Raw genomic sequence first — 26,074 nt, forward strand, 5'->3', positions numbered from 1 at the left:
GGGCCTTCTAGCTGGGGCGCTGCGAGGGGGCGCAGGGGCGGGGTGGCCGGGCCTTCTGGATGGGCGCCGCGGGGGCAGGGGGTGGGGTGGGCGGGCTTTTGGTGGTGGGCGTTGCCCGAGGGGGGCAAGGGTGTGGCGGGTGTCCTTGGCCTGGGTGCTGTCGGGGGTGCAGCGGAGGCGGCCTTCTGGCTCCGGCGCTGACGGGTGCCGGGGAGGGGTGGGCGACCTTCTGGCTCGGGCGCTGCCTGGGGGGCGCCGGGGCGGATGGGCCCCGAGGCGGCACGCCGCGACGCGGGGCACGGACGGGGACGCCTCGGCGTGCCGGGCCCGTCGGCCCGCCGCGCACCGCGGCCGCGGCCCGGCCCAGCAGGGCCGGCGGCCTCACGCGGCAGCGCGCGGCTCCCGACGGGGCCCGGACGGGTCTGGCCGCCGCGCGGCAGGCCGCGCCGAGGCCCGTATCGCGTGGCCGCGGAGGACGCCGTCAGGCGCGGCGGGCTCTGGCGGCTCGGGCGACCGCGACGACCGCCTTCTCCAGCGCGTACTCGGGGTCGTCCCCGCCGCCCTTCACCCCCGCGTCCGCCTCCGCGATCGCCCGCAGGGCCATCGCGACGCCGTCCGGGGTCCAGCCCCGCATCTGCTGCCGCACCCGGTCGATCTTCCACGGCGGCATGCCCAGCTCGCGCGCGAGATCGGCGGGCCGCCCGCCCCGCGCGGAGGAGAGCTTGCCGATGGCCCGCACCCCCTGCGCGAGCGCGCTCGTGATGAGCACGGGCGCGACCCCGGTTGACAGCGACCAGCGCAACGCCTCCAGCGCCTCCGCCGCCCGCCCCTCCACGGCCCGGTCGGCGACGTTGAAGGACGAGGCCTCGGCCCTCCCGGTGTAGTACCGCCCGACGACGGCCTCGTCGATCGTGCCGTCGACGTCCGCCGTCAGCTGCGCGACCGCGGAGGCCAGCTCCCGCAGGTCGCTGCCGATGGAGTCGACGAGCGCCTGGCACGCCTCGGGCGTGGCGGACCGCCCGAGCGCCCGGAACTCCTGCCGTACGAAGGTCAGCCGCTCCGCCGGCTTCGTGGTCTTGGGGCAGGCCACCTCCCGCGCCCCCGCCTTGCGCGCCGCGTCGAGGAGTCCCTTGCCCTTCGCCCCGCCGGCGTGCAGCAGGACGAGCGTGATGTCCTCGACGGGCGCGTCGAGGTACCCCTTCACGTCCTTGACGCTCTCCGCCGAGAGGTCCTGCGCGTTCCGCACGACCAGCACCTTCCGCTCGGCGAAGAGCGAGGGGCTGGTGAGCTCGGCGAGGGACCCCGGCTGGAGCTGGTCGGGGGTGAGGTCCCGTACGTCGGTGTCGGCGTCGGCGGCCCGCGCGGCCGCCACCACCTCCCGGACGGCACGGTCGAGGAGCAGGTCCTCCTGGCCCACGGCGAGCGTGACGGGGCCGAGGAGGTCGTCGCTGGAAGTCTTTCTGGTGGCCATCGCGATCCAGCATCCCACGGGCCACCGACAGCGAACCCCGCCACCGCTCCGGCGGCGCCCCGCGCGAGAATGGCCGGGTGAGTGAACGACACGTACTGGTGCTCCCCGACCGCGACGCCGCCGAGGAGCTCACCGAGGAGCTGTCCGCCCGCTTCGGGGTGACCGAGGAGCCGCAGCTGGTCCGCGACGCGCTGGCCGGCGAGGACGACGCCGAGGACGCGCAGTGGCTGGTGGTCGTCGAGGACCCGGACGGTCGCCTCGACCCCACGGCCCTGGACGGCCTGGCCGCCGAGTACGAGGGCTGGCTGGAGGCCCCCTGACCGGCCCGGCCGTGCGCCCGTCTAGCGCGGGCGGCCCGCCGTCTTCGGCACGATCTGCACGTCGAGGTCGATCGCGATGCTGGATCCGACCGCCGCGATCCCGCGGGCGAGCAGCGTCTGCCAGGTGAGGGTGAAGTCCTCGCGGTGGAGTTCGGTGGTGGCCCGGCAGGCGCCCCGGGTCTCGCCCTCCAGGCCGCTGCCGAGGCCGAGGTACTGGGTGTCCAGCGTGACGGTGCGGTTCACGCCGTGGAGGCTGAGCGCGCCCGTGACGTTCCAGCGGGTGCCGCCGCGGTGGGTGAAGCGTTCGCTGAAGAACTCGATGGTCGGGTGGACGCCCACGTCGAGGAAGTCACCGGAGCGCAGGTGGTCGTCGCGCATCTGCACCCCCGTGTCGATCGAGGCCGCGTCGATGACGACGTGCATCGCCGACTGCTCCATGCGCTCGGCGATCCGTATCGCTCCGGCGAAGCCGTTGAACCGCCCGTGGATCCGCGCGAGGCCGATGTGCCGGGCGGTGAACCCGATCTGGGAATGCGCGGGGTCGATCTCCCAGTCGCCGGGCTCGGGCAGCGGCGGCTGCGGGGCGACCTGGAGCAGGACGTCCCCGAGGTCCGCGTGGACGCCCTGGTCGATCACGGCGGTGGCGTGGTGCGGCGTATAGCCGTCGGAGGTGACGGCGAGCCGGTACTCGCCGGCCGGCACGGTGGCGAGGAGGGTGCCGTACGGGTCGGTCTCCCCGCCCAGCACCTTCCGGCCGGCCGTGTCCGTGAGCGCGAACTCGGCCTGCCGCAGCGGCTCGTGCACGGGGTCGAGGACCCGGCAGCTCAGCACTCCCGCCGAGGCCGGTACGGCGTATCCGGCGAGCGCCCCGCCCCGGACGCCGCCACCGCTCCCCCGCTTGCCGAAGAGGCCACCGAACATTCTTCACGCACCCCCGTGCGACTCGTTCACCATGCAACGAGTTCGCATTCGATCACCCATGGGGCGTTCGAGGCAAACGCGACCTTGTGACCGCCGAGTCCGAATTACGGGTTCCGCGTGCCTTCCTCCCGCGGCGCGGGCCCGGCCGGCAGCGCGTCGAGCGCGATCCCGAACAGCTCCCGGTACGCCTCCCGCAGCTCTTCGTCCGTCCCGAGCTCCCGTTCCGTACGCTCCCCCGCCACGGTCCGGTACAGCTTCCGGCCGCCGATGCTGACCCGGCCGTCCTCGGTGAGCAGCGAGCAGATCGTCCCGCGCGTGAAGTGCGACTCGGGCGAGGTCCGGTGGTACCAGGCGCCGGCCTCGAAGTCCGCGAGCACCCTCGGCCGCGCCTCCAGCCGGTACTGCGGCTTTCCGTCCCGCACCACGTCCAGGTCCCCGTCCGTGCCCGGCACGTCCTCGATCACGAAGACGCCCGAGGGGTCGGTCTGCTCCCCGCGCTCGTCGAAGGCGAGCGGAAGGTGGCTGTGGTCCCCGAAGCCCACGTCGGCCAGCCAGCGTCCTCCGTCCGCGTCCTCCACGAGCAGCGCCATGTGGTCGTACGGGATCCCCACCCGCCCGTCCGGGCCGAGGACCCGCGCCTGGAGCAGCTCGGTCCGGTAGCCGAGTGCCCGGAGCAGCGCGGCGAACGCGGTGTTGAGCTCGTAACAGAACCCGCCCCGCCGAGCCTCGACCACCTTGTCGACGAGCGCCTTCTCGTCGAGGACGATGTCCTGCCCGAGATGGATCGAGAGGTTCTCGAAGGGCACGGTCAGCAGGTGCCTCAGGTGCAGCTCCCGCAGCGCCCCGGCGTCCGCCCGCTCCGGCCGGGCGGCCCCGATGCGTTCCAGGTAGCGCTCCACGGCCGTGTTCGGCAGGCCCTCGGGCTTTTCATGATCAGTCATGGGGGCAGTCTGCCGGTCCGCCGGCGTCACGGGGTGGCGACGGCCGATTCCCGCTCCTGGGTCGGCAGTTCACGCATGCGCGCCAGGGGCGAGGGCAGCAGCCACAGGACCGCGAAGACGCCGCCCACCGTGGCGATCCAGAGAGTGGGCCGGAGGCCGATCACGGTGCCCAGCACGCCTCCGGCGAGAGCCCCGAGGGGGCGGAAGCCGTGGTTGAGGGTGCGGAAGGCTCCCATGACCCTGGCGCGCATGGTCGCGGGGATGAGCGCCATCTGGAAGGAGCCGGCGGCCACGTCGACGATCATCACGCCGACGCAGGACAGGAACTCGGCGGCGAACAGCACGCCCACGACGAGCGGCAGCGGTCCGTCCGCCGCGGGTATGAGGACCAGCGGCAGGGTGAAGCCGACGAAGCCGGCGACGAGGGAGCCGCCGATGCCGAGCCGGCGGACGACCGCCCCGCTCCACAGCGCCCCGAGCAGACCGCCGACCGCTCCGGTGCCGAGCACCAGGCCGAGCAGGCCCGCCCCGAGCCCGAGGTCCTGGGTCACGTAGAGCACGAACAGGGTGTGGAACATGTAGTTGAAGAACTGGACGGTGCCGGAGGCGGCGAAGAGCGCCCGCATCGACGGCTCCCGCAGCACCCAGCGCATCCCCTCCGTGAAGTGCCCCTTGGCCACGGGCGCCGGGGCGGGCTCGGCCGGCCGTATCTTCGCCAGGTATCCCGCCGACACGAGATAGGTGAGGGCGTCCGCGAGCAGTGCCAGGGGCGCGGTGAGCACCTGGACGAGGACGCCACCGATGCTGGGTCCCGCCAGCCAGGCCATCGAACGGCTGCCGTTCACGAGTGAGTTGGCCTGCACATACCGCTCGGCCGGGACGAGCGACGCGAACAGCGTGGAGTTGCAGACCTCGAAGAGCACCGACAGCGCGCCCACCCCGAAGGCGACGAGGTAGAGCTGGCCGAGGGTCAGCAGGTCGAGGGCGTAGGCGACGGGCAGGGTGAGCAGCAGCGCGGCCCGCCCCAGGTCCGTGGCGATCATGATCCGGCGGCGGTGGGCCCGCCGGTCGGCCCAGGCGCCGAAGGGCAGGTTGAGCAGCAGCGCCGGAAGGAGTTCGAGGGTCTTGAGCCAGCCCATCTGGGCCGCGTCGGCCCCGAGCACGAGCACGGCGGCGAGCGGCAGCGCCATCAGGGAGATCTGGTCCCCGACGAGCGAGACGGTCTGCCCCGTCCAGTAGCGGCGGAAGGTGCGCTCGCGCAGCAGCGCCGGAACCCGTGCGGTGAGGCCCATTCTCGTCACTCCTCGACGTCGTCGGTGTCAGGGTCCAGGTAGGCGATCTTCAGGAAGCTGACCGGCTGCGCGCCCTCGGGCCGGGCGGCCGGATCGTCCTCGCGGTGGAGGTAGGCCCCGAGCAGCTCGTCGATCCGCTCGCCGAGGGCGCGGAGCTCGTCGGGGGTGAGGTACACCAGCGCGTCCCCGAACAACTCGGCCTCCCGCCACTCCTTGGTGACGCCCGTCCGGTTCTCCAGGACCTGGGCGAACCGCCCGAAGTAGCGCTCGGCGACGGCCACGTTGAGCTCGTCGGTCGCCTGCGCGACCGAGGGGTCCTCGCTGTAGCCGGGCCACTCGGTGTACCGGGCGGTGGCCCGCCAGGGCTTCTCCCTGCCGCGCCCGCCAGGGGCCTCCTCAACGAGGCCGTACTTGGCGAGTATCCGCAGGTGGTACGAGCAGCTGGCCACCGATTCGCCGGTCAGTTCGGCGGCCCGGGTGGCGGTGAACGGTCCGTGCCTGCGCAGCTGTCCGACCAGGGTCATCCGCAGGGGGTGGGCGTAGGCCCGCAGCGCCCGGGGGTCGGTCAGCCTGACGCTGTGGCGCTTCTCGCCCTCGGGGTGCGACGCGTTGTTCTCCGTCATGATCTAAAGCTATCTATAGAAAGGCTCCTTTACAACCATTCCTTTAGATGCGCTTACTCCCTCGCGGGTCACCAGCCGCGCGCCACCGCGACCAGCCCCCTCCCCGCGCCCGCCACCGCGATCGCCCCGTCCTCGTCCGTCCGCAGCACCCGCGCCCCGCCCGCCCGCAGCGCCGCCAGCGTCCGCGGGGACGGATGCCCGTACGGGTTGTCCCTGCCGGCGGACACCAGCGCCAGCCGCGGCCGCACCGCGCCCGTCAGCCCCGGGTCCTGGTGCGCGGACCCGTGATGGGCGACCTTGAGTACGTCCACCGCGCCCAGCTCCGGATGGGCCCGCCACAGCGCCCGCTGCGCCGGTGGCTCCAGATCGCCGAGCAGCAGCACGCTCACCCCGCCGGGCCCCCGGACCAGCAGCGTGACGCTGGCGTCGTTCGGCCCCCCGTCCGGCGGTGCCGGCCCGGCCGGCGGCCACAGCACCCGCCACTCCAGCGCCCCGGCCCGCCGCCGCTCCCCCGGTTCCGCCCGCACCACCGGCACCCCGGCGGCACTCGCCTCCCTCCGCACGAACTCCGCCTGCCCGGGAGGCTCTTCGAGACCCGTCGTCTGGATCGCCCCCACGCTCCGTCCCTTCAACACCCCTGGAAGCCCGGCCACATGGTCGGCGTGGAAGTGGGTCAGCACCAGCAACGGGACGTGGCTCACCTCCAGTTCGCTCAGGCAGCGGTCCACCGCCGCCGGGTCCGGCCCCGCGTCCACCACCACCCCCGCACCCCCGCCGGCGGCGAGCACCGTGGCGTCTCCCTGGCCGACCTGGCACATCGCGAACACCCAGCCGGGCGGCGGCCAGCCGCTGACCCAGCGCACCAGCGGCACCGGACGGGCCACCACGAGCACCAGCAGCAGCACCACCCCGACCACCGGCCACGTCCGGTGCCGCAGCCGCCGCACCCCGGCCACCACCGCGACCGTCACGAGCGCCAGCGCCGCCCCTCCCCACCAGCCGCCGGGCCACGCCAGCTCCGCACCCGGCAGCGCCGCCCCCGTCCTGGCCACCCGGGCGATCCACCCGGCCGGCCACCCCGCCACCCACGCCAGGCTCTCCGCCCCCGCTCCCCACACCGGCGCCACCGCGAGCGCCCCGAAGCCGCACACGGTCGCGAGCGCCACCGCCGGCTCCGCGAGGAGGTTCGCCGGAATGGCGACCAGACTCATCCGGGCCGAGAAGACCACCACGACCGGCGCGCTCACCGCCTGCGCCGCCAGCGCGGCGGCCAGCGCCTCCGCGAGCCGCCCCGGCACCCCACGCCGCCGCAGTGCCTCGCTCCACCCCGGCGCCACCACCAGCAGCGCCCCGGTCGCGAGCACCGACAGCAGGAACCCGTAACTCCGCGCCAACCAGGGGTCGTACAGCACCAGGACCAGCACCACCGCGGCCAGCGCCGGGATCAGCGACCTCCGCCGCCCGGTGGCGATCGCGAGCAGTGCCACCAGCCCGCAGGCCGCCGCCCGCAGCACGCTCGGGTCGGGCCGGCACACGACGACGAACGCCACCGTCAGCCCCGCCCCCGCCAGCGCCGTGCCCCGCAGCGAGAGCCCGATCCTCGGCGCCAGCCCGCCCCGCTCCACCTGCCGTGCCCGCCCCGGACGCCCGACGAGGAGGAGCAGCACGATCGAGAGGTTGCTTCCCGAGACCGCCAGCAGATGCGTGAGATCCGTGGCCTCGAAGGCGTCCCGCAGCTCGGTGCCGATCCGCGAGGTGTCCCCCACGACCAGGCCCGGGAGCAGCGCCCGCGCGTCCGGCTCCAGCCCGTCGGTCGCCGCCCGCAACCCGGCCCGCAGCTCGCCGGCCGTCCGCTGGAGGGCGCTCGGCGGCGCCACGATCCGCGGCGGCCCGGCCCGGGACTTCAGGACGGCCGCGTAGGGGTCGCCGGGTTCCCTGGGCGGCGCGAAACGTGCGGCGACCCGCAGCCGCGTGGACGGCAGCAGCCGCAGCCAGGCGTCCCGCCCCTCCCCCGGCGGCACGATCAGGAGCACCGGCGCACGGGTCCGCACGACCGCCCCGTCGGTCCGCTCCACCCGGACCACCTCGCCGTCCATCACCACCGACACGGGCACCATCGCCCGCCCGCTGACCCGGGGCCGAGTGAGCCGGGGATCCGAGGTCACCGTCACCTCCGCCCAGCCCCGCCGGTACTCCTCGGCCAGGACGGGAACCGGCCCCCGCCGCAGGTCCGCCGCGTGCAGCCCCGCCGAAGCGGCACCGGCCGCGGCGCACAGCAACACCCCCGCCCACGCCGTGGCCCGCAGCCGCCACCCCGGCGACACGTGCCCCCGTCCCCCTCCGCTCGACGCATCTCCTCCCGACGCACCGCCCGCCCCTCCGCCGGACGCACCGCCCGACCCTCCGCCCAACGCACCTCCCGCCCGTCCGTCCCGAACGGGATCCCGCCCCCTCGTCAGCCACCGCGCCACCGCCGGCGTCAGCAGCGCCGCGGCTCCGGCCAGGCAGATCCCCACGCCGGCCACCGCCCACCAGCCCGCCACGCCCAGTGCCGCCGCGGCGGCCGCCCACGCGGCCAACGCGGGCGGAACGAGCCGCAGATCGGCCGGCTCCTCCTGCCACGTCCCCTGGTCCCGCGTCATGGCCGCACCAACGGCTGAAGGTCCGCGAAGCGGCGCTCGCCGATCCCGTCGACCTCGCGCAACTCCTCGACCGAGCGGAAACCGCCCCGCTCCGTACGGTGGTCGACGATCCGCCGCGCGAGTACCGGCCCCACGCCCGGCAGTCCGTCGAACTGCTCGGCCGTCGCCGTGTTGAGGTTCAGCGGCGCAGCGCTGCCGCCCGGCCCTGCTCCCGGCCCCGCCGCCGGGGCCGCGCCGCCCCCGCCGGCGGGCGCACCGGGCACCCCGACGAGCACCTGCTCACCGTCGAAGAGGACCCTGGCCCGGTTGAGCCCCGTCAGGTCCGCCCCCGCCCGCACGCCCCCCGCGGCCCGCAGCGCGTCCGCGACCCGCGACCCGGCCGGCAGCGTCAGCACCCCAGGGCGGCGCACCTTCCCCGCCACATCGACCACGACCTCCGCCGCGGCCGCGCCTCCACCGGGACCCGCACTGCCACCGGGACCCGCGCCTCCACCGGGACCGGCACCCTCACCTGGCTCGGCGGGCGCCGACGCCGACGCTGTCGCCGACACGGGCGAGGCGGCCGCCGGTGCGACGCCCACGAGCTCCGGCGCCCGCACCTGCTCCGGCCGCCCCGCCCAGAAGAATCCGCCCGCCGCGCAGGCCGCCACCACGAGGACCACGGCGAGCGCCGCCAACGACCTCGGCTCCAGGCCGCACCGCGTCTGCACCCACAGCGGAAGCCGCTCCCGCACCGCCGCCCGCCATCGCCGCTCCCCCACGGGCTCATCGATCACGGCCTCCTCGCCCACCACCGGCTCCACGACCGACGGCAACGACGGCGGCGGTGAGGGCGGTGAGGGCGAGGGCGGAAAGAGCGCGTCCCCCCGCTCCCGCACGACGCCGGCGTCACCCCCGGCCGGGCCGGGCCGGGTCAGGGCGCGGCGCACCCGAGCCCGCCGCCTCGCCCGCCCGGGCGGCGCGCCCCGCCCAGGCCCCACGGGCCCGGGCCCGCTCCCGGCGGCACGGGACGGGGACGTAGAAGGAACGGAGAACGAAGCCGTACGAAGATCCATGTCTGCGACGGTAGGAGCCGCCACAGCCCCGTGCCGTCGCCCTCCGGCTTCCGTGGACAGCGATGGCTCTGTGGACAACTCCCTCACCCACACGGGTGAGAGAGCCGGTCTCAGCGCGGGGAGACGACCAGCGCGAGCAGTCCCGGCCCGGTGTGGGCGCCGATCACCGCGCCGACCTCGCTGACGTGCAGCTCCCCGATGCCGGGGACGCGGGACCGCAGGCGTTCGGCCAGCGCGTCGGCCCGCTCCGGCGCCGAGAGGTGGTGGACCGCGATGTCGACGGGCCCGGACCCGGCCTGCTCGACGGCCAGCTCCTCCAGCCTCGCGATGGCCTTGGACGCGGTCCGCACCTTCTCCCGCAGCTCGATGCGGCCGCCGTCGAGTTCGAGGAGCGGCTTCACCGCGAGGGCGGAGCCGAGCAGCGCCTGCGCCGTCCCGATCCGCCCGCCCCTGCGCAGATAGTCCAGGGTGTCGACGTAGAAGTAGGCCGAGGTGTCGCCGGCCCGCTTCTCGGCCGCCGCGACGGCCTCCTCCAGCGAGCCCCCGCCCTCCACGACCTCCGCCGCCGCGAGCGCGCAGAATCCGAGGGCCATGCCGATCATGCGGGTGTCCACGACCCGCACGGGAACGGGCGCCTCCTTCGCCGCGAGCACGGCGGCGTCGTAGGTGCCGGAGACCTCGGCGGAGAGATGGAGCGAGACGATCCCTTGCGCTCCCGCGTCCGCGGCCTCGCGGTAGGCGGCGGCGAAGACCTCGGGGCTGGGCCGGGAGGTGGTGACGGACCGCCGCTTCTGCAGCGCCTCGGCGAGCGATCTGGCCGAGATCTCGGTGCCCTCCAGGAAGGCGCGGTCGCCGATGACGACGGTCAGCGGGACCGCGGTGATGGCGTGCCGCTCCATCGTCTGGGGTGGCAGGTAGGCCGTGGAATCGGTGACGATCGCGACATGCCGGGACATGAGCGGGAGGTTACCCGCCGAGACCGCCGCTCGGCAGCCCGGCCCCGGTCACAGCCGCTCCTTCGGCACCGTGGAGCGACATGCGCCGCCCTTCTCGCGCGTCTGGGGTCAGCCCGCGGACTCCGGTCGTGCCGTCTTCTCCCACGGGTAGGGGGTCGTCCGGGGGTCGGGGGCCGTGATCGCCTGCGGCGTCTCCGCTGCCTGCCGCTGCGGCTGCTCCGGAGTGCCCGGGGCCGACTCGTACCAGGCCGGCTGCGACGTCTCCGTCCCGCTGGGCTCCCGGTCCACGGTGGTCCAGTGGCGCAGCGCGCCCGTCTCCACGTCGATCTGGGCGCTCAGCGTCTCCAGGTCGTCCTCGGCGAACCGGCGGGCCCGGTCATGGGCGGCCCGCCGCAGCGCGTCGGCCGAGCCGGTGATCCGCTCGGTCCGCTCGGTCAGGGTGGCCAGCTGCCCGGCCACGTACGCCTTGTCGGGCTCCCGCTCCAGCCGCTTGAGGTCCTCGTCCAGTTCGCGCCCGTGCGCGCTGAGCCGGGCGAAGAGGTCGAGCGACTCCCGCAGCGAGGCGTCCTCGACGGCCCCCGCCTGGAGCGCGTCCTGGGTGGCGCGCATCGAGCCGCGCAGCGCCAGCCGCAGCTTCGCCAGCTCGGCGGCGACGCCGACCTGTCCGAAGCTCTTGGCCTTCAGCGTGGTGTCCTCGACGGTGCGCCTGGCCTGGTCGAGGGTCCGGTCGACGCCGCGCTTGGCCGCCTTGGCCACCTTGACCGTGGCGTAGACCCCGAGCGCCACGAAAGAGAGGAAGAGCAGCGCCAGGATCGTGACAATCGCGGCTTCCATGGTGTGTCGCTCCTCGGCTCCGTCGGCGTCCCACGGCTGTGGTTCTTCCACGGTAAACGGAACGGGCAGGCTGAGGGTTCCATCGGAACCCCCAACCTGCCCGTAGGGGAAACCCCCTAGCCCCGTCGGACCGCTCGGGTCTCACAGGGCTCCCGGAGCACCGGGGCCGCTCAGGCCACGATGTTCACCAGCTTCGGCGCGCGCACGATCACCTTGCGGATCTCGGCCCCGCCGAGGGCCGCGACGACGTGCGGGTCGGCCAGCGCCAGCGCCTCCAGCTCGGCGTCGGTGATCGACGGGGAGACCTCCAGGCGGGCCTTGACCTTGCCCTTGATCTGCACGACGCAGGTCACGGTCTCGTCGACGACGTACGCCGGGTCGGCGACCGGGAACGCCTGGTGGACGACCGAGTCGGTGTGACCGAGGCGGTGCCACAGCTCCTCCGCGATGTGCGGGGCGAGCGGGGCGACCAACAGCACCAGCTGCTCGGCGACGGTGCGGGAGACCGCGCCGCCGGCCTTGGTCAGGTGGTTGTTCAGCTCGGTGATCTTGGCGATGGCCGTGTTGAAGCGCATCGCGGCCATGTCCTGCGCGACGCCGTCGATGGCCTTGTGCAGGGCGCGCAGCGTGTCCTCGTCGGGGGCGCTGTCGACGACGGTGGCCTCGCCGGTCGCCTCGTCGACGATGTTGCGCCACAGCCGCTGGAGCAGCCGGTACTGGCCGACCACGGCGCGGGTGTCCCACGGGCGGGAGACGTCCAGCGGGCCCATCGCCATCTCGTACAGGCGCAGGGTGTCGGCGCCGTACTCGACGCAGATCTCGTCCGGCGTGACGGCGTTCTTCAGGGACTTGCCCATCTTGCCGAGGACGCGGCTGACCTTCTCGCCCTCGTACCAGTAGGCGCCGTCGCGCTCCTCGACCTCGGCGGCCGGCACGGCGATGCCGCGGGCGTCGCGGTAGACGAAGGCCTGGATCATGCCCTGGTTGTAGAGCTTGTGGAAGGGCTCGGCCGAGGAGATGTGGCCCAGGTCGAAGAGGACCTTGGACCAGAAGCGGGCGTAGAGCAGGTGGAGCACGGCGTGCTCGGCGCCGCCGACGTACAGGTCGACGCCGCCGGTGGGCATGCCCTCGCGCGGGCCCATCCAGTACTGCTCGATGGCCGGGTCGACCAGCTTCTGGTCGTTGTGCGGGTCGAGGTAGCGCAGCTCGTACCAGCAGGAACCGGCCCAGTTGGGCATGGTGTTGGTCTCGCGCCGGTACTTCTTCGGCCCGTCGCCCAGGTCGAGGGTGACGTGCACCCACTCCTCGTTGCGGGAGAGCGGGGTCTCGGGCTGGGTGTCGGCGTCGTCCGGGTCGAAGGTCCGCGGCGAGTAGTCCTCGACCTCGGGCAGCTCCAGCGGCAGCATCGACTCGGGCAGCGCGTGGGCGACGCCGGCCTCGTCGTAGACGATCGGGAAGGGCTCGCCCCAGTACCGCTGGCGGCTGAACAGCCAGTCGCGGAGGCGGAAGTTGACGGTGCCCTCGCCGATGCCGCGGTCGGCGAGCCAGGCGGTGATCTTCGCCTTGGCGTCGACGACGCCCAGGCCGTCCAGGGAGATCTCGTCGCCGGTGGAGTTGACCAGCTTCGCCTCGTAGGAGGCGAAGGCGTCGTCCCAGGTGGACGGGTCGGTGCCGCGGTCGTCGTTCGGCTCGACGACACAGCGCATCGGCAGTTCGAAGGCGCGCGCGAAGGCGAAGTCGCGGCTGTCGTGGGCGGGGACGGCCATGATGGCGCCGGTGCCGTAGCCCATGAGGACGTAGTCGGCGATGAAGACGGGGACCTGCTCGCCGCTGACCGGGTTGGTCGCGTACGCGCCGGTGAAGACGCCGGTCTTCTCCTTGGCGTCGGCCTGGCGCTCGACGTCGGACTTGGAGGCGGCCTGCTTGCGGTAGGCGTCGACGGCCTCCGCGGGGGTGGCGTGGCCACCGGTCCACACGTCGTGGGTGCCCTCGGGCCAGGCGGCCGGGACGATCTTCTCGACCAGGTCGTGCTCGGGGGCCAGGACCATGTAGGTGGCGCCGAAGAGGGTGTCCTGGCGGGTGGTGAAGACGGTGATGGCACCGGTGTCGCCGACCTGGAAGTCGACGCGGGCGCCCTCGGAGCGGCCGATCCAGTTGCGCTGCTGCAGCTTGATGGCCTCGGGCCAGTCCAGGCCGTCGAGGTCGTCCAGCAGACGGTCCGCGTAGGCGGTGATGCGCATGTTCCACTGGCGCAGCTTCGACTTGAAGACCGGGAAGTTGCCGCGCTCGGAGCGGCCGTCGGCGGTGACCTCCTCGTTGGCGAGGACGGTGCCCAGGCCGGGGCACCAGTTGACCGGCGCGTCGGAGGCGTACGCCAGGCGGTACTCGCCCAGGACCTCGGCGCGCTCGGCGGCGGAGAGCTCGGCCCACGCGCGCGTGGAGCCGGGAACCTCACGGGTGCCGTTCTCGAACTGCTCGACCAGCTCGGCGATCGGGCGGGCCTTGGCGGCCTCGGTGTCGTACCAGGAGTTGTAGATCTGCAGGAAGATCCACTGGGTCCACTTGTAGTACTCGGGGTCGATCGTGGCGAACGACCGGCGCTTGTCGTGGCCCAGGCCCAGCCGGCGCAGCTGGGCCTTCATGTTCTCCATGTTGGCCTCGGTGGACACGCGCGGGTGCGTGCCGGTCTGCACGGCGTACTGCTCGGCGGGCAGGCCGAAGGCGTCGAAGCCGAGGGTGTGGAGCACGTTGTGGCCGGTCATGCGCGCGTGGCGGGCGAAGACGTCCGTGGCGATGTAGCCGAGCGGGTGGCCGACATGGAGGCCCGCACCGGAGGGGTACGGGAACATGTCCATGATGAACTTCTTGGGGCGGGCGGCGACCTCGGGGTCGCCCGCCAGGTCACCGGAGGGGTTCGGCGCCTCGTAGGTGCCCTCGGCGTCCCAGACGTCCTGCCAGCGTGCCTCGATGTCGGCGGCCATGGCCGCCGTATAGCGATGCGGGGCCGCCGTCTCGGCGGCCGTGTTGATCTCGGTCATGGTCCTAGAAGCTCCATCGATCGTCTCTGCCCACTGCCACGAACTGCCCACGAAATGAAAAATCCCCTCGCACAGGAGGGGACGCCGCGCCGACTCCGACGGGGTGTCTTCCGCCCGTCGGGACTGGTCAGCGCGGCTCGATAAGCAGGAGGCGTACGGCACGCATGGCGCCAGGGTACCGCAGCGCTCACACGGGCCGCATCGAAGTCCACGGGCCGGGCGGGAACGACGAAGCGGGCCATCCGATCCGGATGGCCCGCTTCTCTTTTGTGGAGCTAAGGAGAATTGAACTCCTGACCTCCTGCATGCCATGCAGGCGCTCTACCAACTGAGCTATAGCCCCTCGTATTGCGGCGTTCAGCTTACCGCAGAAGTGCGGAGAGCCATCCGGAGTGGATGGCCCATCTGCCTTCTGTGGAGCTAAGGAGAATTGAACTCCTGACCTCCTGCATGCCATGCAGGCGCTCTACCAACTGAGCTATAGCCCCTCGTGATCGTCCGCCCGGCTCCCTCTCGGGTCTTCCTCGCGGCGACGGACAGAACAGTAACCGGCCGCCGGGCAGAACTCCAAATCCGTTTCTCCGGCACTGTCGGAGGCTCCGGGTAGGGTCGCCCCCTGTGTCCCCCTCCGTGTCCACCTCCATCCCTTCCCCGTCCCGCGCCCGGCCGTGGCCCCTGGTCGCCGCCGCGGCGGCGTGCCTGATCTCGTTCGCGGCCTTCTGGGTGGCGCAGCGCGTCGCCCACGTGAACATGCTCGACGTCATGGTCTACCGGGCCGAGGCCGAGACCCTGCGGGCCGGCGGCGACCTGTACGCGATGCGCGCCACCTCGGCGAACCTGGCGATGACCTATCCGCCGTTCGCCGCCGTGCTGTTCCTGCCGCTGACCCTGGTGGGCGTCCCGCTGATGCGGACGCTCTCCACCGCGGGGAACCTGCTGCTCGTGGTGGCCCTGGTGCGGCTCTCGCTCGAGCTGGTCCGCCCGGTGCTCGCCTCGCCCGCGCGGCGGGCGGACCTGTGGCGTACCACCCTGGGGGTCGCGGCGGTCGTGGTCTGGTGCGAACCGGTGTGGACGACCCTCCGGTACGGGCAGATCAACCTGCTGGTCGCCGTGGCGGTGCTGTGGGACCTCACCCGCCGCGAGGGCAGCCGCTGGGCCGGCCTGGGCATCGGCCTGGCGACCGCGGTGAAACTCACACCGGGCCTCTTCGTGGTGCTGCTCCTGGCCGCGGGGGTGCTGCTGTGGCGGCGGGACCGGGGGATGAACCAGTGGCTGCGCACCGCGCTGACCGCTACCGGGGTCTTCCTGGTCACGACGCTGGCCATGGCCATGGCGCTGCCGGCGGACTCGAAGACCTTCTGGACGCGGACGCTCTTCGAGACCGGCCGGGTCGGACACGCCGAGGAGACCGCGAACCAGTCCCTCAGCGGGGTCCTGGCCCGGCTGATGCACACCGACGCGCCCGGCCTGTGGTGGCTCGCGGCGGCGGTCCTGCTGGGCGGCGCGGGGATGGCGCTGGCGGTGCGGGCGGCGGTGCGGGGCGACAAGCCGGTGGCCGTGGTCGTCACCGCCTTCACGGCGCTGATGGTGTCGCCGATCTCCTGGTCCCACCACTGGGTCTGGTGCGTGCCGCTGCTGATCCTGCTGTACGACCGCACGCGCGCGTGGTGGGTGACGGGAGCGGTGGCGACGACCTTCGTCTCGTTCGCCCTGTGGTGGGTGCCGCACGACCCGGGCCGTCCCGAACTCGACCAGAACGCGGGCCAGATGGTCCTGTCGGCGGTCTATCCGCTGACGGCCCTGGCGGTCTTCGCCGGGTACGCCCTGGCGGTGCGGAGGTCGCCGCGCGCGGCGGTGCCGGAGGTTGCCGGGGAGCCGTCGGCGGTCCGGGAGCGTCAGGCCGTGGCGAAGGAGTAGAACCGCTTCAGGGTGCAGTGTTCGTCGAGGAGCCGGCCGTAGATCGGCTCCCCTTCGAGCTCGCGGTAGGTCTCGATGGGGTCGCCTTTTATGATCAGCGCCCGCGCGCACTCCTCGCACCAGTACTGGTACTCGGGGTTGACGGGGTCCATGTCCCGCACGATGGGCGTGCCGCTGCCGCACCAGTCGCACTTCCGCCTGTGCGCACCCAAGGCCACCCTCCCGTCCGGACCTGATCCCCCTCCGGCCGTCCGATTCTGCCATGGCCGGGCGGCCCTCAGAAGTGACAAAACAACAGATCCCGCCCCCCTGTCGGGGAACGGGATCCGGTGACTGTGGAGCTAAGGAGAATTGAACTCCTGACCTCCTGCATGCCATGCAGGCGCTCTACCAACTGAGCTATAGCCCCTCACGTTCTCGGCGCTCAGCGCCGCGAACAAGAAGAACTTTAGCCTGTGACCTGCCGGAAAGTGAAATCCGGGCTGTCCGGTGGCGCTGGGGCCCGGCCGGGACGTCAGGTGTCGTCGCCGAGGACCGGCTCGGGCAGCGAGCCCGCGTTGTGCTCCAGGAGGCGCCAGCCGCGCGCGCCCTCGCCGAGGACGGACCAGGAACAGTTCGAGAGGCCGCCGAGTCCCTCCCAGTGGTGCGGGTCCAGGCCGAGGAGCCGGCCGATGGCGGTGCGGATGGTGCCGCCGTGGCTGACCACGACCAGGGTGCCCTCCGCCGGGAGCTTGTCGGCGTGCTCCAGGATCACCGGGGCGGCCCGGTCGGCCACCTCGGTCTCCAGCTCGCCGCCGCCCCGGCGGACCGGCTCGCCGCGCTTCCAGGCGGCGTACTGCTCGCCGAACCGCGCGACGATCTCCTCGTGCGTGAGGCCCTGCCACTCCCCCGCGTACGTCTCGCGCAGCGCGGCGTCGTGGGCGACCGTGAGGCCGGTGAGGGCGGCCAGCTCGGCGGCGGTGGCCGCCGTCCGCTTCAGGTCGGAGGCGACGATCGCGTCGGGGCGGAGGGCGGCGAGCAGCCGGGCGGCGCGGCGGGCCTGGTGGACGCCGGCCTCGGTGAGCTCGATGTCGGTCGAGCCCTGGAAGCGGCGCTCCAGATTCCAGGAGGTCTGGCCGTGGCGCCACAGGACGATGCGGCGGCCGGTGCCGCCCTTGGCTGCGCTCAGCTCAGCTCACCGTCCGCAAGGTCGGCGCCGGTCAGGGCGGCGTGCTCGGCCGCCTTGCCGCGGGTCTTGACGGCGTCCTCGGGCAGGGGCAGCTCGGGGCAGTCCTTCCACAGCCGCTCCAGGGCGTAGAAGACCCGCTCCTCGCTGTGCTGCACGTGGACGACGATGTCGACGTAGTCGAGGAGGATCCAGCGGGCGTCGCGGTCGCCCTCGCGGCGGACCGGCTTGGCGCCGAGTTCCTTCTGGAGCCGCTCCTCGATCTCCTCGGCGATCGACTTGACCTGGCGGTCGTTGGGCGCGGAGGCGAGCAGGAAGGCGTCGGTGATCGACAGCACGTCGCTGACGTCGTACGCGATGATGTCGTGGGCGAGCCGGTCGGCCGCCGCCTGGGCGGCGGCGTGGACGAGTTCGATGGAGCGATCCGTGGCGGTCACAAGCAGGCTTTCGTCGGCGGGCGGGTACCCCTCCAGGGTCTCACGGACCGCCGACGACCCCGCAAACGATTACGACGCGCCCGGAATCTCGTAGTCCCGGCCGAGGACGACGGTGACGGCGGCGTTGCCCGCGGGCTTGCCCTTGACGACCGATCCGGCCGGCAGTCCGAGGGTCTTGGCGACCTCGGCCGCGGTGGCCTTCTGGGCGTCGTCGCCGTAGACGACCTGGGATTTCGGCCGGCTGTCGGTCTTGCTGCCGCCGACGAACGCGTAGCCGCCGTTGATCAGGGCGACCTTGGCCGCCTCCACGGCGTCCTCGCCGGTGGCGTCCTTGACCGAGACCCGCGGCACCCCGCCGGCTTCGACGGCGGTGACCTTGCCGCCGAGGATGTCCCTGACGACGCTGTCGCCGGCACCCTCCGCGAGCGTCCCGTCCTCGCCGACGGGAAGGAGCGCGGTCTTGTAGGCACCGGTCTTGGCGTGGTCGGCGAGCTTGGCGAGGGAGGCGCCGAGGTCCTTCTCGGGGAGGGAGGGATCGGCGATCTGCTGGAGGAACTCGATGGCCGTCGTGGCGTTGGCGGGGTCGCTGGGCATCTTCTTCAGCATGCCGTTCACGACCTGGCCGAAGCGCTGGAGCTGCTTGGCCTCGGCCTCGCCGGCGGCGCGGTAGGTGGCGTAGGCGACGGCGCCGCGGCCGGTGAGGGTCTGCTTCTCGCCCTGTGCGACGAGCGGGTCGGCGCCCTTCTTGCCCTTGGGGTCCGGGACGGCGGTGTCGGTGTCGACCTCGATGCCGCCGAGGTACTCGACGAGGTTCTCCAGGTACGGGGAGTCGAGGCGCCAGGTTCCGGCGATCTTGGCACCGAGGAGGGTGTCGAGGGCTTCGCGGGTGCCGCTGGAGCCGTCCTCCTCGACGGACTTGCCGAGAGTCGTGGCGGAGCCTTCGGAATCGGACACGGCGAGCGCGTTGGGCAGCAGGACGGTGGTGCCCTGCTTGGTGGTGGAGTTGTCCACGAGGAGCGCGGTGGAGGTGCCGCCGCCCTGGATGTCGTGGAGGTGGAGGACGATGGTGTCGCGCCGCTGCGGGCCCGTGGCCGCGGCCTCGTCCTTCTGCGCGGAGTCCCCGGTGCCGGGGAGGAGGCCGGCGGACCAGAGGTAGCCGACGCCGCCGATGACGGCGACGGCCAGGACGACGACGAGGGCGATCACCCGGTGGCGGCCGCGCCGACGGGCCTCCTCGCGGCGCTCCGACCGGCTCTCGGTGAACTTGAGCCAGTCGATGACGTCCTCGGAGTCCTCGTCGGGCTCCTCGATGAAGGAGAACTGCTCGGTGCGGTACTCCCGGTCCTCACCGGCGTCCGCCCTCCGGGACGCCGCGGGCGCCACGGGCGCCGTGTGCTGGGCGGGCGGTTCGGGGGCGGGCCGCTGGCCGGGGACGCCCGTCGGGGCGGCCACGGGCGCGGCGGGCTCGGCGGCCTGCCACTGCTGCGCGCCGTGCTGCCCGCCGCCCCCGTAGGGCGCGTACGGGTCGTAGGCGTGCTGCTGCGGGGCGTAGCCCTGGTCCTGCTGCGGTGCGGCGTAGGCGTCGTACGAGTGCGACTGGGGGCTCTGGTGCTGCTGGTGCTGCTGGTGCTGCTGGGGGGCCTGGGGCTGGGCGTAGGGGTCGTAGCCGTACGACTGCTGCTGCCCGGCGTACGGGTCGTAGGCGGCCTGCTGGGGGGCCTGGGCCGGCTGCTGGTACACCGGCTGCCCGTACGCGTCGTAGCCGATGATCTGCGGCTGCGGATAGTACGGGTCGTACGGGTTCTGCTGGTCGTTCACCGGTGCCCCTCCCCGGGACTCACTCGCCGCGGTACAGCTGGCGCTTGTCGATGTAGCGCACCACGCCGTCCGGGACGAGATACCAGACGGGGTCGCCCGCGGCCACCCGCGCGCGGCAATCGGTGGACGAGATGGCGAGGGCGGGGATCTCGACGAGGGAGACTCCGCCCTTGGGCAGTCCGTCGTCGGTGAGGTCGTGACCCGGTCGGGTGACGCCGATGAAGTGGGCGAGGGAGAAGAACTCGTCCGCGTCGCGCCAGGTGAGGATCTGCGAGAGCGCGTCGGCCCCGGTGATGAAGAAGAGGTCGGAGTCGGCGTTGAGCGAGTGCAGCTCACGCAGGGTGTCGATGGTGTAGGTGGCGCCGCCGCGGTCGATGTCGATGCGGCTGACCGAGAACTGCGGGTTGGACGCGGTGGCGATGACCGTCATCAGGTACCGGTCCTCGGCGGGCGACACGGCCTTGTGGCTCTTCTGCCACGGTTCGCCGGTCGGTACGAACACCACCTCGTCCAGGTGGAACAGGGCGGCGACCTCGCTGGCCGCCACCAGGTGTCCGTGGTGGATCGGGTCGAACGTCCCGCCCATCACGCCGAGACGGCGCTTGCCGCTGCCGCCAGTAGGCACTTCCTGCTCTCCCATGCGTGCAGAGCCTACTGGCACGGCGGCGGACGCCGACTCGGCGGCCTCCCGGTCGGCGTCCGGCTCAGCGGTCGCGGTTGAAGCGGGTGGTGATCCAGAGCAGCAGCATCAGCGCGAGGAAGGCGCCACCGCCCGTGAGGTACGGGTTGAGGCTGTCGTGGTTGCCACCGTGCTCGGCGCCCTCGGAGGCAAGCGTGACGAGGTTGGCGGCGGTGCTGTGGAGGCTCATCTTCGGCGGGACCTATCCGATCGGGGGTGGGAGCGGAGACTTCGCGCACATCGTATGCGGGCGGTCGCGGCCCGCTCACGCCGACTCAGGCGTTGGCGTCCCCGGCGTCCCCGGACGCCCCTCGGGCGGAGGTGTCCCCGGACCGCTCGGAGGGGTCATCGTCGGCGCGGCCGCGCCCGTATCCGCGGAGCAGGAACCAGGCGAGGAGGGCGCCGCCGACCATCGAGACCAGCAGCACGACGCGGAGCGTGTCGCCCGCGCCCTGCTGCGCCGCGGCGGCGATCCCGGTGAGGGCGGCGGTGGCCTCGGCGATGTCGGGCATGCGGGTCGTGCTCCCTCGTTGTCCACAGGGCCCGAGTTGTCCACAGGCTCTCCGCCCACGGTAGCGCCCTCGCCTAGGGTGGGTCGTGTCAGGGGGACGAGCACCGACTCGTACGGATGGACAGGGGGCGTTCATGACCGAGAACCACGACCGGAACCACGACGGGAAGCCGCACGGAAGCGTGCCGAGCAGGCAGCGCAAGCGGTTCCCCGGCATCTCCTCGCGGGCCTACGAGCATCCGGCGGACCGTTCGGCGCTGGTGGCGCTGCGCAAGCTGAGCGGTTTCGACACGGTGTTCAAGACGCTGAGCGGGCTGCTGCCCGAGCGCAGCCTCAGACTGCTCTACCTCTCGGACTCCGTCCGGGTGAGCGACGCGCAGTTCTCGCACCTCAACGACATGCTGCGGGACGCCTGTTACATCCTGGACCTGGACAAGGTCCCCCCGATGTACGTGACGCAGGACCCGGTGCCGAACGCGATGTGCGTGGGCCTGGACGAGCCGGTGATCGTGCTGACGACGGGCCTCGTCGAGCTGCTCGACGAGGAGGAGATGCGGGCGGTGGTCGGCCACGAGGTCGGACACGCCCTGTCGGGCCACGCGGTCTACCGGACGGTGCTGCTCTTCCTGACGAACGTGGCGCTGAAGGTGGCCTGGATCCCGCTGGGGAACGTGGCGGTGATGGCGCTCGTGACCGCGCTGCGCGAGTGGTTCCGCAAGTCGGAGCTGTCGGCCGACCGGGCGGGCCTTCTGGTGGGACAGGACCCGCGGGCCTCGATGCGGGGTCTGATGAAGATCGCGGGCGGCAACCATCTGCACGAGATGAACGTGGACGCCTTCCTCGCCCAGGCGGACGAGTACGAGAAGGCCGGTGACCTGCGGGACTCGGTCCTGAAGATCCTCAATGTGCTGCCGCGCTCGCACCCCTTCACCACGGTGCGGGCGGCGGAGCTGAAGAGGTGGTCGGAGAGCCGGGACTACCAGCGGCTGATGGACGGCCACTACCCGAGGCGTTCGGAGGACAAGGACACCTCGGTCACGGACTCCTTCCGGGAGTCGGCGGGGCACTACGCGCAGACGGTCAAGGACAGCAAGGATCCGCTGATCAAGCTCGTCGGCGACATAGCCGGCGGGGCCGGCGACCTCGCGGGCGACCTGGGCGGACGGCTGCGGACGGTGTTCGGCGGCGGCGCCCCGAAGGACTCCGGCGGGCGGACCGACGGGGACTCCGGCAAGGACGCCGGTGGGGGGCCGGGCGAGGGGGCCGGGGAGTAGGCGGCGCGCCGGGCGACGGGGCAGGGTCGTCGGGCCCGATCCCCAGACCCGGTCGCCAGGGGCCGGGGTGTCAGAGGCTCGGCCGTCATAGGCCCGGTCGTCAGAGGCGCCTTCATAGGCCTGGTCGTCATAAACCCAGTCGTCAGAGGCCCGGTCGTCGAGGCCCGGTCGTCAGGGGTCGGTCATCAGGGCCGGGGCTGGGCGGCCGGGGCGAGGGCTCCGCAGAGGGCAGGGGCGGCCGGTCGGTCCGCGGCGTAGGGGTCGGTGAGGGCCGGGCGGGACGCCGCCGGGGCCTCGGCGCCGGCCAGGAGCGGCCTCAGGTCGCCGCCGGTGTCCTCGCCGCAGGCCTGCGGTCCGGCCTCGACGGTACTGGTCAGCAGTTCGGCGCGGTGCATGCGCAGGTCCTCGCGGTCGAAGCGGAGGTGCAGGGTGCGGTGGACCGTGAAGAGGGAGGCCTCGGCGGGCTCGCCCGGGCCCTGGACGGCGGGCCGCAGGGCGTAGGTGAAGGTGTGGTCGGCGATGACGTCCAGGGTGTCGGTGGTGTTCTCCGCGAAGCGAAGGGTGCCCTGGACGCGGGGCGCGGGCTCGGCGACGGAGACCTGACGGGGATCGAAGCGGACCACCCAGGCGGCGAGGGCGTGCCGGCCGTCGTCGGCGGGTGATTCGACGCTTCGGTCGAACTGGGCGAGCTGGTCGGGATCGAGCAGCAGGCGGGCGGGGCGGACGGTCCGGCCGGTGAGGACGTCGGGTTCCAGGGAGGAGGCGACGAGGTAGTCCTTGGCGATGCTGAGGGCGGTGACGACCTGGCCCTCGGAGAAGTGGGTGGTGCGGGCGGCGACGGGGAGGTTGATGCCGGCGGCGCCGGAGCGGTACTCGGCGGCGGGGCTGCGGGCGAGGAGCCGGGCCGGGTCTCCGCCGGGGACGGGGCCCTGAGGGGCGAGGGGGACGACGATGGTGCGCAGCGGTTCGGCGCGCTGGTCGAGCGGGGGCTGGTAGGGGTTGCGCAGGCCGAGATAGACGGCCGTGCCGAAGGCGAGGAGGATCAGCAGGACCAGCAGGAGGGCCTGGCCGGAGCCGGCGCGGCGGTCGGCGGGGCCGGGGCGGCTGCGGACGGCGAGCGCGTGCTCGCCCATCCGTTCCTGGGCGGAGTACTCCTGGAGCTGGGCAGCCCGGACGAACGCCTCGTCGAAGACGACGGCTCGGTACTCGTCGTCACCGCCGGGGAGTCCCTCGGGAATCCCCTCAGGCGGGTCGCCACGCCCTGCCATACCTTCAGGGTAGGTCGGCGGGGGCTTCGGTAAACGCCCAGGTACACGACAAGTTCGCAAGTTTTCCGCCGTCGGGGTGACGGTCCCGGCGGGGGGTGCGGCCGTCCGGGTGGTGGGGTCAGGGTGTGCCGGGTGCGACGGAGGCCGAGGGGGGTGTTCGCCCGGTGCCGGCCGGGCTGCCGGAGGCCGGCGGGGCGGCGGCCGTGGCCGGGATGCCGGTGAGCACGGGGACCGGGGGCGCGGCGGCCGGCGAGGCGGCGGGCGGGGCCGGGTTGGGCGCGTCGACGCCGGTGGAGGCCGGGGGGACCTGGTCCTGCCGGTTGGCGGCCGCGCCGCGGTAGACGGCGGAGAAGGCGAGGGCGACCATGCCGATGCCCATGAGGAGGGCGAGGAGCCAGGCGACGGGCCGGTGCCAGCGGGCGCTGCCCCGGTAGGGGCGCAGGGCGCCGCCGTGGCGGCCGTAGGGGCTGGCGTCGTCGCCGATGTCGTCGGGTTCGTAGGTGGGGCCGACGGGGTCGCGGCCGTCGTCGTAGAGGTCGTCGTCGCCGGCGGCCCGCAGGGCGCGCGCACGGGCGGATTCGGCTTCGGCGCGGGCCTGGGCGGCGGCGAGGAGGCGTTCGACGGCCGTCGGCTCGTGGACGGTGGCGGCCCGGACGAACTCCTCGTCCAGGACCACGTCCCAGTGGCCCTCGGCGGCGCCTCCGCGCTCGCCGTCGGGCTCCCAGCCGTTCGGGGACGGCCTGCCCCCCACGTCGTCCGGCACGGATTCAGATTAGACCGGGGATGTGGTTTTGGGCAGGGAGAGTGGGAAGTCTCCCCGCCCGTGCGGAAAGGCCGAAAGGGGGGATGCGGGGTGGTGTTACCGGATGTGACCGTCGCCGGTCACGATGTACTTGGTGGAGGTGAGCTCCGGGAGGCCCATGGGGCCGCGGGCGTGGAGCTTCTGCGTGGAGATGCCGATCTCGGCGCCGAAGCCGAACTGTCCGCCGTCCGTGAAGCGGGTGGAGGCGTTCACGGCGACCGTGGTGGAGTCGACCAGCTGGGTGAAGCGGCGGGCGGCGGGCTGCGAGGTGGTGACGATGGCCTCGGTGTGGCCGGAGGTCCAGGTGCGGATGTGGTCGACGGCCTTGTCGAGGGAGTCGACGACGGCGGCGGCGATGTCGTGGGAGAGGTACTCGGTCTCCCAGTCCTCGGGGGTGGCCGGGACGACGGTGGCCTTGGTGCCCTCGGCGTGGGCGAGGACCCGCTCGTCGGCGTGGACGGTGACGCCGGCCTCGGCCAGCGCGTCGAGGGCGCGGGGCAGGAAGGCGGCGGCGACGTCCTGGTGGACGAGGAGGGTCTCGGCGGCGTTGCAGACGCTGACCCGGTGGGCCTTGGAGTTGATCAAAATGTCGACGGCCATGTCGAGGTCGGCCTCGGCGTCGACGTAGACGTGGCAGTTGCCGGTCCCGGTCTCGATGACCGGGACGGTGGACTCCTCGACGACCGTGCGGATGAGGGAGGCGCCGCCGCGTGGGATGAGGACGTCGACGAGGCCGCGGGCGCGCATCAGCTCGCGGACGGAGTCGCGGGACTCGCCGGGGACGAGCTGGACCGCGTCGGCGGGCAGTCCGGCGCCGTCGACGGCGTCGCGGAGGACGGCGACGAGGGCGGTGTTGGAGGCGTACGCGGAGGAGGAGCCGCGGAGCAGGACCGCGTTGCCCGCCTTGAGGCAGAGGGCGGCGGCGTCGACCGTGACGTTGGGGCGGGCCTCGTAGATGATGCCGACGACCCCGAGGGGGACGCGGACCTGGCGGAGGTCGAGGCCGTTGGGGAGGGTGGAGCCGCGGACGACCTCGCCGACCGGGTCGGGCAGGGCGGCGACGTGGCGGACGTCGGCGGCGATGGCGCGGATCCGCTCGGGGGTGAGGGTGAGCCGGTCGACGATCGACTCGCTGGTGCCGGCCTCGCGGGCCTTGGCGACGTCCTCGGCGTTGGCCTCGACGATCTCCGCGGTGCGGGCCTCGAGGGCGTCCGCGATGGCGAGGAGGGCGGCGTCCTTGGCCGCGCGCGGCAGTGGCGCGATCTGTGCGGCGGCGCCGCGGGCCTGGTGGGCGGCCCGGGTGACCGGGGTCAGGTCGTCGAGGGGCGTGAGCGAGGTCATGCCCGCAGGGTACTGGTACGGGCGGGCCGACCCCGTACGTACGACGGGCGCATCCCGCAGTGCGAGACGCGCCCGTGCCACCGTACGGACCACGGGGGCCCGGCCCGTCAGGACCCGGGCCCCGGAAGGGTCAGTAGGGGTGGACTCCGACCGGGGCGGCGGGCGGCGGGCCGTAGCCCTCCGCGATCCGCTGGTGGTACGTCTCCCGGTCGATGACCTCCAGACCGACGATCTCCCAGGGCGGGAGCTTCGCGGTCTGCCGGTGCTCGCCCCAGAGCCGGAGGGCGACGGCGGCCGCGTCGTGCAGGTCGCGGGCCTCCTCCCAGTACCGGATCTCGGCGTGGTCGTTGGCGTACCGGCTGGTCAGCAGGAAGGGGTGGTCGTGGGCGAGCTGTTCGAGCCCGCGCCGCACCTCCTGCAGCGGTGCCTCGACACCGGACACGCTCAGCGTGACGTGCCACAGCTTCGACAGCGGGCGCTCTCCCGCGCCGCCGTCGCCCGTGTCCGTCCCGGCTGCTGTGCTCCTGCCCTCCGTGGCCCTGTCCCGTGCCGCGTCGAAGTCGGCTCCGGCCTCGACACTCGTCAGGGCGCGTTCGGCCGTCCCGCGGGGCATGGCCCCTGGGCGCGCTCGTCTCACCGGCGGCCTCCTGTGTGATGCGTGTGGTGCTGTACCCCGCGTTGTTCGTTGCCCCCGAGACAAAGTTGACCAGCCCGAGCCGCCGCATGGGGCGGTTTTGGTAAAGGTCCCTTCCGGATGGCAGGAGTTTCA

Annotated in this window: 24 protein-coding genes and 3 tRNA genes; 3 read left to right on the plus strand and 24 right to left on the minus strand. The window is 73.3% G+C overall.

What is annotated here, in order from left to right; genetic code table 11:
• Positions 1 to 481: 481 nt before the first annotated feature.
• The gene (holA, locus tag ACFZCF_RS03630; protein WP_388440798.1) at positions 482 to 1,471 is read right to left on the minus strand and encodes a DNA polymerase III subunit delta; all 990 of its coding nucleotides are present in this window, start codon (positions 1,469 to 1,471) and stop codon (positions 482 to 484) included.
• A gap of 77 nt (positions 1,472 to 1,548) precedes the next feature.
• Between holA and ACFZCF_RS03635 the strand changes: the two genes are divergently transcribed.
• The gene (locus ACFZCF_RS03635; RefSeq protein WP_362175435.1) at positions 1,549 to 1,791 is read left to right on the plus strand and encodes a hypothetical protein; all 243 of its coding nucleotides are present in this window, start codon (positions 1,549 to 1,551) and stop codon (positions 1,789 to 1,791) included.
• Positions 1,792 to 1,812: 21 nt separating this feature from the next.
• Here the strand turns inward: ACFZCF_RS03635 and ACFZCF_RS03640 are convergent, their stop codons facing one another.
• The 11 genes from ACFZCF_RS03640 to ACFZCF_RS03690 form a co-directional block, all read right to left on the minus strand.
• Positions 1,813 to 2,712: a YceI family protein gene (locus tag ACFZCF_RS03640; protein WP_391284364.1), complete on the minus strand. Its 900-nt coding sequence runs from the start codon at positions 2,710 to 2,712 to the stop codon at positions 1,813 to 1,815.
• 104 nt (positions 2,713 to 2,816) lie between these two features.
• Positions 2,817 to 3,653: an arylamine N-acetyltransferase gene (locus ACFZCF_RS03645; protein WP_391284366.1), complete on the minus strand. Its 837-nt coding sequence runs from the start codon at positions 3,651 to 3,653 to the stop codon at positions 2,817 to 2,819.
• A 26-nt stretch (positions 3,654 to 3,679) separates the two neighbouring features.
• Positions 3,680 to 4,945: an MFS transporter gene (locus tag ACFZCF_RS03650; RefSeq protein ID WP_391284368.1), complete on the minus strand. Its 1,266-nt coding sequence runs from the start codon at positions 4,943 to 4,945 to the stop codon at positions 3,680 to 3,682.
• A gap of 5 nt (positions 4,946 to 4,950) precedes the next feature.
• Positions 4,951 to 5,568 (minus strand): winged helix-turn-helix domain-containing protein, encoded by a 618-nt coding sequence (locus ACFZCF_RS03655; protein ID WP_388440811.1) that lies wholly within the window; start codon positions 5,566 to 5,568, stop codon positions 4,951 to 4,953.
• A 68-nt stretch (positions 5,569 to 5,636) separates the two neighbouring features.
• The gene (locus tag ACFZCF_RS03660; protein ID WP_391284371.1) at positions 5,637 to 8,210 is read right to left on the minus strand and encodes a ComEC/Rec2 family competence protein; all 2,574 of its coding nucleotides are present in this window, start codon (positions 8,208 to 8,210) and stop codon (positions 5,637 to 5,639) included.
• On the minus strand, positions 8,207 to 8,986 hold the full coding sequence (locus ACFZCF_RS03665) for a helix-hairpin-helix domain-containing protein (RefSeq protein ID WP_391284373.1): 780 nt from the start codon (positions 8,984 to 8,986) through the stop codon (positions 8,207 to 8,209). The genes ACFZCF_RS03660 and ACFZCF_RS03665 overlap by 4 nt, the downstream gene beginning before the upstream one ends.
• Before the next feature lie 389 nt (positions 8,987 to 9,375).
• Positions 9,376 to 10,221, minus strand: a complete 846-nt coding sequence (locus tag ACFZCF_RS03670) for a DegV family protein (RefSeq protein ID WP_391284376.1) — start codon at positions 10,219 to 10,221, stop codon at positions 9,376 to 9,378.
• 108 nt (positions 10,222 to 10,329) lie between these two features.
• Entirely contained in the window at positions 10,330 to 11,055 is a 726-nt protein-coding gene (locus ACFZCF_RS03675; protein WP_391284378.1) for a hypothetical protein, read from the minus strand.
• 170 nt (positions 11,056 to 11,225) lie between these two features.
• Positions 11,226 to 14,093 carry a leucine--tRNA ligase gene (leuS, locus tag ACFZCF_RS03680; protein WP_391284379.1) on the minus strand — a complete coding sequence of 956 codons (2,868 nt, stop codon included), beginning with the start codon at positions 14,091 to 14,093 and terminating at the stop codon, positions 11,226 to 11,228.
• A gap of 270 nt (positions 14,094 to 14,363) precedes the next feature.
• Positions 14,364 to 14,436 (minus strand) — tRNA-Ala (locus tag ACFZCF_RS03685).
• Positions 14,437 to 14,508: 72 nt separating this feature from the next.
• Positions 14,509 to 14,581 (minus strand) — tRNA-Ala (locus tag ACFZCF_RS03690).
• A gap of 142 nt (positions 14,582 to 14,723) precedes the next feature.
• Here ACFZCF_RS03690 and ACFZCF_RS03695 point away from each other — a divergent pair.
• On the plus strand, positions 14,724 to 16,010 hold the full coding sequence (locus ACFZCF_RS03695) for a glycosyltransferase 87 family protein (protein ID WP_391284777.1): 1,287 nt from the start codon (positions 14,724 to 14,726) through the stop codon (positions 16,008 to 16,010).
• Here ACFZCF_RS03695 and ACFZCF_RS03700 read toward each other — a convergent pair.
• The 8 genes from ACFZCF_RS03700 to ACFZCF_RS03735 all read right to left on the minus strand — a co-directional run bounded on the left by ACFZCF_RS03700 (position 15,989) and on the right by ACFZCF_RS03735 (position 20,621).
• The gene (locus ACFZCF_RS03700; RefSeq protein WP_026277450.1) at positions 15,989 to 16,222 is read right to left on the minus strand and encodes a hypothetical protein; all 234 of its coding nucleotides are present in this window, start codon (positions 16,220 to 16,222) and stop codon (positions 15,989 to 15,991) included. The genes ACFZCF_RS03695 and ACFZCF_RS03700 overlap by 22 nt on opposite strands.
• Positions 16,223 to 16,346: 124 nt before the next feature.
• Positions 16,347 to 16,419, minus strand: a tRNA-Ala gene (locus ACFZCF_RS03705).
• A gap of 105 nt (positions 16,420 to 16,524) precedes the next feature.
• Positions 16,525 to 17,178, minus strand: a complete 654-nt coding sequence (locus ACFZCF_RS03710) for a histidine phosphatase family protein (RefSeq protein ID WP_391284779.1) — start codon at positions 17,176 to 17,178, stop codon at positions 16,525 to 16,527.
• Entirely contained in the window at positions 17,175 to 17,612 is a 438-nt protein-coding gene (rsfS, locus tag ACFZCF_RS03715) for a ribosome silencing factor (RefSeq protein ID WP_388440830.1), read from the minus strand. Before rsfS ends, ACFZCF_RS03710 begins: the two co-directional genes overlap by 4 nt.
• A gap of 69 nt (positions 17,613 to 17,681) precedes the next feature.
• Positions 17,682 to 19,430 carry a LytR C-terminal domain-containing protein gene (locus ACFZCF_RS03720; RefSeq protein ID WP_391284382.1) on the minus strand — a complete coding sequence of 583 codons (1,749 nt, stop codon included), beginning with the start codon at positions 19,428 to 19,430 and terminating at the stop codon, positions 17,682 to 17,684.
• Positions 19,431 to 19,449: 19 nt separating this feature from the next.
• The gene (nadD, locus tag ACFZCF_RS03725) at positions 19,450 to 20,070 is read right to left on the minus strand and encodes a nicotinate-nucleotide adenylyltransferase (RefSeq protein ID WP_189946731.1); all 621 of its coding nucleotides are present in this window, start codon (positions 20,068 to 20,070) and stop codon (positions 19,450 to 19,452) included.
• A gap of 64 nt (positions 20,071 to 20,134) precedes the next feature.
• On the minus strand, positions 20,135 to 20,299 hold the full coding sequence (locus ACFZCF_RS03730) for a hypothetical protein (RefSeq protein ID WP_043221514.1): 165 nt from the start codon (positions 20,297 to 20,299) through the stop codon (positions 20,135 to 20,137).
• A gap of 85 nt (positions 20,300 to 20,384) precedes the next feature.
• The gene (locus ACFZCF_RS03735; RefSeq protein ID WP_391284799.1) at positions 20,385 to 20,621 is read right to left on the minus strand and encodes a hypothetical protein; all 237 of its coding nucleotides are present in this window, start codon (positions 20,619 to 20,621) and stop codon (positions 20,385 to 20,387) included.
• 133 nt (positions 20,622 to 20,754) lie between these two features.
• On the opposite strand from ACFZCF_RS03735, the gene ACFZCF_RS03740 reads away from it, so the two are divergent.
• A complete protein-coding gene (locus ACFZCF_RS03740; RefSeq protein WP_391284384.1) occupies positions 20,755 to 21,894 on the plus strand; it encodes a M48 family metalloprotease in 1,140 nt (379 codons plus the stop codon).
• A 185-nt stretch (positions 21,895 to 22,079) separates the two neighbouring features.
• Here ACFZCF_RS03740 and ACFZCF_RS03745 read toward each other — a convergent pair whose 3' ends face one another.
• The 4 genes from ACFZCF_RS03745 to ACFZCF_RS03760 all read right to left on the minus strand — a co-directional run bounded on the left by ACFZCF_RS03745 (position 22,080) and on the right by ACFZCF_RS03760 (position 25,942).
• A complete protein-coding gene (locus tag ACFZCF_RS03745; protein ID WP_391284387.1) occupies positions 22,080 to 23,162 on the minus strand; it encodes a hypothetical protein in 1,083 nt (360 codons plus the stop codon).
• 118 nt (positions 23,163 to 23,280) lie between these two features.
• Complete coding sequence (locus ACFZCF_RS03750) at positions 23,281 to 23,925, minus strand: hypothetical protein (RefSeq protein ID WP_391284389.1); 645 nt, start codon at positions 23,923 to 23,925, stop codon at positions 23,281 to 23,283.
• A gap of 96 nt (positions 23,926 to 24,021) precedes the next feature.
• The gene (locus tag ACFZCF_RS03755; protein WP_391284391.1) at positions 24,022 to 25,305 is read right to left on the minus strand and encodes a glutamate-5-semialdehyde dehydrogenase; all 1,284 of its coding nucleotides are present in this window, start codon (positions 25,303 to 25,305) and stop codon (positions 24,022 to 24,024) included.
• Positions 25,306 to 25,435: 130 nt separating this feature from the next.
• The gene (locus tag ACFZCF_RS03760; RefSeq protein ID WP_382949988.1) at positions 25,436 to 25,942 is read right to left on the minus strand and encodes a hypothetical protein; all 507 of its coding nucleotides are present in this window, start codon (positions 25,940 to 25,942) and stop codon (positions 25,436 to 25,438) included.
• Positions 25,943 to 26,074: the final 132 nt, after the last annotated feature.

This window comes from Streptomyces sp. NPDC007945 (assembly GCF_042958885.1).
Lineage (GTDB): Bacteria > Actinomycetota > Actinomycetes > Streptomycetales > Streptomycetaceae > Streptomyces.

Excerpts from the sequence above, each read along its gene's own strand:
- holA (WP_388440798.1), bottom strand. The coding sequence starts at position 1,471 with ATGGCCACCAGAAAGACTTCCAGCGACGACCTCCTCGGCCCCGTCACG.
- ACFZCF_RS03640 (WP_391284364.1), bottom strand. The coding sequence starts at position 2,712 with ATGTTCGGTGGCCTCTTCGGCAAGCGGGGGAGCGGTGGCGGCGTCCGG.
- ACFZCF_RS03645 (WP_391284366.1), bottom strand. The coding sequence starts at position 3,653 with ATGACTGATCATGAAAAGCCCGAGGGCCTGCCGAACACGGCCGTGGAG.
- ACFZCF_RS03650 (WP_391284368.1), bottom strand. The coding sequence starts at position 4,945 with ATGGGCCTCACCGCACGGGTTCCGGCGCTGCTGCGCGAGCGCACCTTC.
- ACFZCF_RS03655 (WP_388440811.1), bottom strand. The coding sequence starts at position 5,568 with ATGACGGAGAACAACGCGTCGCACCCCGAGGGCGAGAAGCGCCACAGC.
- ACFZCF_RS03660 (WP_391284371.1), bottom strand. The coding sequence starts at position 8,210 with ATGACGCGGGACCAGGGGACGTGGCAGGAGGAGCCGGCCGATCTGCGG.
- ACFZCF_RS03670 (WP_391284376.1), bottom strand. The coding sequence starts at position 10,221 with ATGTCCCGGCATGTCGCGATCGTCACCGATTCCACGGCCTACCTGCCA.
- ACFZCF_RS03675 (WP_391284378.1), bottom strand. The coding sequence starts at position 11,055 with ATGGAAGCCGCGATTGTCACGATCCTGGCGCTGCTCTTCCTCTCTTTC.
- leuS (WP_391284379.1), bottom strand. The coding sequence starts at position 14,093 with ATGACCGAGATCAACACGGCCGCCGAGACGGCGGCCCCGCATCGCTAT.
- nadD (WP_189946731.1), bottom strand. The coding sequence starts at position 20,070 with ATGGGAGAGCAGGAAGTGCCTACTGGCGGCAGCGGCAAGCGCCGTCTC.
- ACFZCF_RS03730 (WP_043221514.1), bottom strand. The coding sequence starts at position 20,299 with ATGAGCCTCCACAGCACCGCCGCCAACCTCGTCACGCTTGCCTCCGAG.
- ACFZCF_RS03735 (WP_391284799.1), bottom strand. The coding sequence starts at position 20,621 with ATGCCCGACATCGCCGAGGCCACCGCCGCCCTCACCGGGATCGCCGCC.
- ACFZCF_RS03740 (WP_391284384.1), top strand. The coding sequence starts at position 20,755 with ATGACCGAGAACCACGACCGGAACCACGACGGGAAGCCGCACGGAAGC.
- ACFZCF_RS03745 (WP_391284387.1), bottom strand. The coding sequence starts at position 23,162 with ATGGCAGGGCGTGGCGACCCGCCTGAGGGGATTCCCGAGGGACTCCCC.
- ACFZCF_RS03755 (WP_391284391.1), bottom strand. The coding sequence starts at position 25,305 with ATGACCTCGCTCACGCCCCTCGACGACCTGACCCCGGTCACCCGGGCC.